The sequence below is a fragment of the Pseudoalteromonas sp. AOP7-A1-14 genome, from assembly GCF_052376275.1.
In the GTDB taxonomy this organism is placed as follows: Bacteria; Pseudomonadota; Gammaproteobacteria; order Enterobacterales; family Alteromonadaceae; genus Pseudoalteromonas.
Map to the genome: position 1 here is coordinate 1 of NZ_JBQSVO010000159.1, position 5,822 is coordinate 5,822.

Annotated in this window: 8 protein-coding genes and 1 other annotated feature; of the genes, 3 read left to right on the forward strand and 5 right to left on the reverse strand. The window is 36.0% G+C overall.

The genetic code is table 11. The annotated features are described in order from the left end of the window. On the forward strand, positions 1–585 hold a 585-nt coding region (locus ACT3RM_RS16585), incomplete at its 5' end, for a tyrosine-type recombinase/integrase (RefSeq protein WP_444511429.1). A gap of 55 nt (positions 586–640) precedes the next feature. On the opposite strand, the gene ACT3RM_RS16590 is transcribed toward ACT3RM_RS16585, so the two are convergent. The 5 genes from ACT3RM_RS16590 to ACT3RM_RS16610 all read right to left on the reverse strand — a co-directional run bounded on the left by ACT3RM_RS16590 (position 641) and on the right by ACT3RM_RS16610 (position 4,972). Then, entirely contained in the window at positions 641–808 is a 168-nt protein-coding gene (locus ACT3RM_RS16590) for a hypothetical protein (protein WP_164835547.1), read from the reverse strand. Positions 809–816: 8 nt separating this feature from the next. Further along, positions 817–1,542: a zeta toxin family protein gene (locus tag ACT3RM_RS16595; protein ID WP_444511430.1), complete on the reverse strand. Its 726-nt coding sequence runs from the start codon at positions 1,540–1,542 to the stop codon at positions 817–819. A 182-nt stretch (positions 1,543–1,724) separates the two neighbouring features. Then, positions 1,725–2,438 (reverse strand): retron Ec48 family effector membrane protein, encoded by a 714-nt coding sequence (locus tag ACT3RM_RS16600; protein WP_138594705.1) that lies wholly within the window; start codon positions 2,436–2,438, stop codon positions 1,725–1,727. Then, entirely contained in the window at positions 2,425–3,624 is a 1,200-nt protein-coding gene (locus ACT3RM_RS16605) for a reverse transcriptase family protein (protein WP_138594703.1), read from the reverse strand. Before ACT3RM_RS16605 ends, ACT3RM_RS16600 begins: the two co-directional genes overlap by 14 nt. A 550-nt stretch (positions 3,625–4,174) precedes the next feature. Next, complete coding sequence (locus tag ACT3RM_RS16610) at positions 4,175–4,972, reverse strand: replication initiator protein A (protein WP_444511431.1); 798 nt, start codon at positions 4,970–4,972, stop codon at positions 4,175–4,177. A gap of 113 nt (positions 4,973–5,085) precedes the next feature. On the opposite strand from ACT3RM_RS16610, the gene ACT3RM_RS16615 reads away from it, so the two are divergent. Both ACT3RM_RS16615 and ACT3RM_RS16620 read left to right on the forward strand, forming a co-directional pair. After that, the gene (locus tag ACT3RM_RS16615; RefSeq protein WP_008130909.1) at positions 5,086–5,406 is read left to right on the forward strand and encodes a transposase; all 321 of its coding nucleotides are present in this window, start codon (positions 5,086–5,088) and stop codon (positions 5,404–5,406) included. Continuing rightward, positions 5,364–5,480: a sequence feature (AL1L pseudoknot), on the forward strand. Its footprint overlaps the gene before it by 43 nt. Further along, on the forward strand, positions 5,409–5,822 hold a 414-nt coding region (locus ACT3RM_RS16620; protein ID WP_444511432.1), incomplete at its 3' end, for an IS3 family transposase. Its footprint overlaps the feature before it by 72 nt.

Here is a 5,822-nt window from a genome sequence, read left to right on the forward strand (position 1 = left end):
TTTTGTGATTACCTAGAATTTCTAACCTTTTCAGGCCTCAGAAGATCAGAGTTACTGCAACTTCCTTGGTCACAAGTACACCTTGAAGATAGGATATTCATTTTAGAAGATACAAAAAATGGCTTAGATGTCGAGTTCCCTATTACAGATCGATTAGCTGAGATATTTAATCGACGAAAAGAATACAAGGTATCTGACTATGTATTTGGGATAAATAGTAAAAAGGGCTACCTCACTGATCCTAAAAAAACGTTGAAACATGTATGCCAAATTGCAGAAGTAAAAATCACTTCGCATGATTTGCGCCGCACATTTACATCAATGGCTGAGAGTAGCGGAGTATCAGGGTACCTTCTGAAACGCCTTCTAAACCATATTACAGATAAAAGTGATGTAACTGCTGGCTATTTAATTTTAACCGCTGAGGAGCTTAAAGAGCCCGCAGAGAAAGTAACAGAAACGATAGCCAAATATGCAGGTTTGATTGAAGAAAAGCCTGATGATCAAATGAGTGAAATGAAAAGTCTGTTAGCAAGCTTAACTAAGGAACAAAAAGTTGAGTTGATGAGCACTTTATTAAGTTGATATTTTATAAATTTCTTTTAAATCAAAAAAGTCCCTATGCGGGACTTTTTATTAATTATCGTTGACCTACAGGTGCTTTATTTACTACCTGTACTTGAGAGGAAATTGCTCGCTCAATAACTTGATTATAAACTCGCTTTTTCTCACTTGAACTTGAGTCAAGTACAAAGTCTGAAAGCTTAGAATTTTGAGCTTGCTTTGGCTTTATTAAATTTGAAAACATAGGTACTCCTAAAGCTCGTTTTTTGAGCTGGACGATGATTCTATCAGGCTCTGTAGATCTTCTCTAGTGAATTTTTCATCTAAATGATGCTCAATTGCCTGAACGTTATCATGATAAAAACGTGTTCGACCCTTATTATTCTTAACCAATAAATCTACTTTAATTTGACTTCCAAACTTTAATTTAAGTTCCTTGATAACATTTTGTGATGCAAAAAATTGATCTATAAAAGTATTTGGTAAAATTCTACGCCCTTCTAACTTCTCTCTGGCTTCAACAAATTCCCATGCATACTCTGGCTTTTGGTACACAAACAAAATAAGCACTTTTCGACCTTTACGAATAGAACGCTCAATATTTTTTTCTGCAACATCATAACTTGCCAAGGTACCATCTAACAAAAATGACTGCTTGTTTTTAAAAGCATGATCAAGTGTTCTCTCAACAATAAAAGATACAGCACGATGAAATAAATAAGAGTTATCACCTGTATAACCAGGTATTAGTTCTCTTAACTCATCTGGATCAAGCCTGAGTACATTATCAGCACCAATTTCTTCTAAAAAAGCTTTTGAAGCTTCAGTTTTTCCTGCGCCAGGCGAACCTGCCATAAAAACAGAAACCGGCCTGTTATCGGGAGGAAACCGATCTTTATCTGTTAACTCGCGAGCTATACGAGTCCTATTATTTTTAGCATAGGCAATTGCCTGTCGCTCTAATTCTTCTGGTGTCATATAAGGCCTTAATCTTCTCCATTAATTATGCCACCTAAACACTTATCCATGAATGATTAAAATAGAACTAATTTTGCTATATGTAAGCCATTTCTATTTTATATTTCGCAATCAAATTCAAAGTTATAAATTTAAATTTCTGATACTAAAATTATATTATCACCTTAGCACTAGAGTTTAATCTAAATATACTTTCTTTTTGGGAGAGTGGGCATATCTGCATAGTGACAAAATTCAGAGTTAACCCTATCTATTAATTTAAATACATCGCTTTCAATTTCATAAAAATCTCTCCTTGGCAAATACTCAACTTCGATACCAGCTTTGCACAGCAAGATCTTAATATTTTGCTGATGTGGCTTGTACTTAAATTCACCTAACTTTAAATCTATAATTTTAGTATTACTATTATTTATAACCGAATCGAGCTCATATAAGAAGTATTTGTAGCTTTCTGAAGGTGTCAATATCCCCTCTCTAGATTTTGGGAAGATCAAATTATAAAATTTAAAGGTGTTTATTGCTTTAGCTGAAAGGCGATGAGTGTTTTCGACCTCAGTTGATACAAAACTTTTAAACAGCTGGTAATTTGCTAAATGATTTGAAAATTTTGTAGTTTCTTGATGGCTTATATAGTTTTGTAGAGCGATATAAATGCCATAAACGGTAGTAATACCTAGACTTACCGATGCGCCTATTTCCAACACCTTGAAAGAGGAAGAAAAAATAGATGCGAAGTTTTGGACACAAGAGTTACTAAAACAAATATCCAAGCCATTGACATTTTTCTTTGAGAGAGTTGCTATATAAAATAGCATAGAGATTACAAAACTAATTATAAGAGGGAGTAAACTGAAAAGTAAGAATTTAAACTTTAGCTCTTTAGTGTTTATCATATTTTGGAAATACACCTTTTAATCGCGGCCGTAACTTTTTGGCTAAGTTAGGGTAAGATTTAGCTACCAAATTTAATCTCTCATGAGCTCTATAAAATCTTTTGTAGAACCAATAGTTCTCACCTTTCCTTTCATAATCACGCTCTAGCCTCTCAAGCATCACTTCGATACGTTTTAAATCCTTTTTAGATGGTTTTGGTGACACTTTTAACAATCGAGCTATAAGTTTTTTATGTTGATTGTGACCAACACGCTTTAATTTATTGACTCTCCCCATACAACGGTTAAAATCTTTTCGAAAAGCATGGGTTGTTCTAAACTTGGGCTCTGATGCTAACCTTTCCACATTTTTTACTGAAGCTCTAATTCGCGATACTTCATCAGAAGGTAATCTAGGCTCTCTAAACGAGACCCTCAGCCCATGAACTAATAATGGTCCTTCAGATACTCTAAACACATTAGTTTTTTCCTCATTAATAGGTAAATCCTTTTTATGAAGCATATCTATAATAAGGTTTTTCACATAAGAGTAATTATAATCTCTTTCTAGTGATGAAACTGTAATGTCATCAACCAATCTTGTATATCTGAGTCCTTTTCTTCTTATTCTTTTTACTACCTCAGGCTCAATATCAAACAAACATAAAGAAGCAATATAACTTGAAGTTAATGCACCTTGAACAATAAAGCCGTTGTGACAACAAATTTCAGCTAGACACTGAGAAACATCTTCTGAATATTTAAAGAAATTTTTGAAGATATCGACGACGTGATCGATATGAATATTATTAAAAAAATCTTGGACATCAACTTTAAGAAGGCTACTGCTTAAACAGTGATTGGTCACACATGCTACATAATCTTTGTGGTCAATTTCCCCCTCAAGAAGATCTTGGTTTGGTATTGAGCCATAAATAAAACTTGGCCAATGAACAATAGTGCCTTTTTTGGGGTTAAATATTCGGTTATTAATTCGTCGTTGAATTCTCCTCAACTTATAATGAGGATTATGTACTCTCCTAATACCACCTGAAGACTTAGGAATTTCTGACTGAGTATAACTTTCAGAGCCTAATGCTCTTACCTCGTTTAATTCACTCTCTGTTATGTCTAAAGCACTACATAAGTTCTGTATCGAGCTTATAGAATTGTCAGAATCTTTCTCAAAGTAATCAATAATTTCCATATCATAAACTTTTACTAGTAGGCTAGGCCTGCCCATACTATAGGATGAAATGAGGAATGCCCTATCTATTAAAAAGATTTTGGGTACGCCATTCCTCAAAACGGCCTAGCCTAGACGTCAACCTCTACTCTTGGTTTCGAGTGGGAAGGTGTCGGGCTTCCTCGGTCAAGTTCGTTTTCACGAACGCCTATTATTACAGGCATTAAGACCCAAAATCATACTTATCATTCAATAGAATGGGACAAGCGATACGCTTGCGTTAAGCTCATATTCACATACTATTTAGTTAAAAGTCAATTAATTGGTTAGCTGGTTTAGTGTAACTACCTGTGTTTATATGTTTTGTGTTGATATAACTGATAGCGTTTATTTATATATTTAAAATACGTTTCACAACCTCGCCCGTTTGGTGCTTAAAATATGTAGTAAATACAACGCTTCCAGAAGAGATAAAAAATCAAAAGTACGACTCATAAAAACTAAAAGTACGATGGTTTGGATCAAAAGTACGATACTATCCAAAACCAAAAGTACGATTCTTATCTGCCCATTACCCTTTTCGTAAACGTTCAACTTCAAACTTTGCAAGCTGTCTTCTGCCGCTTTCAGTATCACGAAAAATTAATACGTCATCGCTCTCAACTCTAATTCGATAATCTAAAATTTTTTTAATTTTTTGGATACGATTCTTTAAAGCTGATAGCGGTAGCCTTACACCGATTCTTTCTCGTAAATTATCTAATTTGATAACTTGCTTAGAAGGCCTACCGCAGCGCTTCCGGCAGACTTCATAAAGTCTGCGATCAAATGGTTTTGATAATTGAAAGTAGTCTTCATGTAATGTTAATACATCATTGTCATCAATCGTCTCAATGAGCCAATCGGGCAATGTTACTTGCCAGCGGCTTAAACCACTACCTTCGATTAACTTAAAGCCTTCGATGAGACCCATATTTTCCAAAAATTTTCGGCCATTAAACTTGTAATCAGTAGTAATTAAAGTTCCTGCGAGTCGATATAAAGCCTTTTCAACAAGTTTGTACTCTTTTCCTGATGTTCCTCTCCCTGTTGCCTTTAGGAGATCATAAGTGTTGAAGCGAACCGTGTTACTGAGCTCTAACTTAGCATTTTTTGCAGCCATGATATGACTTAAGCAATAAATGAGTATTTCTTTATCTTTTATGGTTGCTCGACCCAGGACGCTTGGAACAATTTTTATCGATACACCTTTATATGAGAAATCTAACGTACCTTTAGACTTGCCGTCTAATGCAAACACAGGCCACACCATTGAAAACATATCTGATTTCAAATTGACATGAGTCATTTTGCATTCGAAATGCACCATAACTAGCGTTACTTGTTTCTTGGTTGAGAAGCTAACCAGTTGTGAAAGTCTTCAACAGGGAAATGAATCGCCCCGTGTTTGCCAGAGACTCAATAACTTGAGAAACTGGAACTATGAAAAAATCAAATCGCTATACATCAGAATTTCGTGAACGTGCAATTAGGCTTGTTACCACACAACAGCATGAATACCCTTCTCTTTGGGCTGCGCTAGTATCGATTTCAGATAAACTGGGATGTACCCCAGAAACACTTAGAGCATGGGTCAAGAAATCTCAAGCTCAACCGTCTAAACCCTCTTCTAATACGCAATCAACTGAAGAACGCCTTGCCGTCTTAGAGCGCGAGAATAAAGAGCTCAAGCGAACGAATGATATCCTGAGGCAAGCTGCCGCTTTTTTCGCCCAAGCGGAGCTCGACCGCAAACAGAAGTAATAGTGGATTTTATTGATGCTTGCAGAGAGCATTACGGTGTCGAGTCAATTTGCAAGGAATTGCCGATTGCACCATCAACGTATTATTCTCATAAACAGATACAAAGAGAGCCTGAGCGACTGTCTAACCGCAAAAAGCGTGATGCTGAGCTGATAATACTCATTCGCGAAGTGTGGGAGGATAATATGTCAGTTTATGGTGCAAGAAAAATATGGAAGCAGCTACAGCTTGACGACCATCAAGTCGCCCGCTGTACAGTCGAACGATTGATGCGAGTTATGGGAATTCAAGGTGTTCGTCGGGGTAAAGCACATAAGACAACGATACCTGACGAGCAACAAGATAAACCACTTGATTTAGTTAATCGTCAATTTACTGCTGAGCAGCCAAATCAACTTTGGGTAGCTGACATCACC

Excerpts from the sequence above, each read along its gene's own strand:
- ACT3RM_RS16600 (WP_138594705.1), bottom strand. The coding sequence starts at position 2,438 with ATGATAAACACTAAAGAGCTAAAGTTTAAATTCTTACTTTTCAGTTTA.
- ACT3RM_RS16615 (WP_008130909.1), top strand. The coding sequence starts at position 5,086 with ATGAAAAAATCAAATCGCTATACATCAGAATTTCGTGAACGTGCAATT.
- ACT3RM_RS16590 (WP_164835547.1), bottom strand. The coding sequence starts at position 808 with ATGTTTTCAAATTTAATAAAGCCAAAGCAAGCTCAAAATTCTAAGCTT.
- ACT3RM_RS16605 (WP_138594703.1), bottom strand. The coding sequence starts at position 3,624 with ATGGAAATTATTGATTACTTTGAGAAAGATTCTGACAATTCTATAAGC.
- ACT3RM_RS16595 (WP_444511430.1), bottom strand. The coding sequence starts at position 1,542 with ATGACACCAGAAGAATTAGAGCGACAGGCAATTGCCTATGCTAAAAAT.
- ACT3RM_RS16610 (WP_444511431.1), bottom strand. The coding sequence starts at position 4,972 with ATGGTGCATTTCGAATGCAAAATGACTCATGTCAATTTGAAATCAGAT.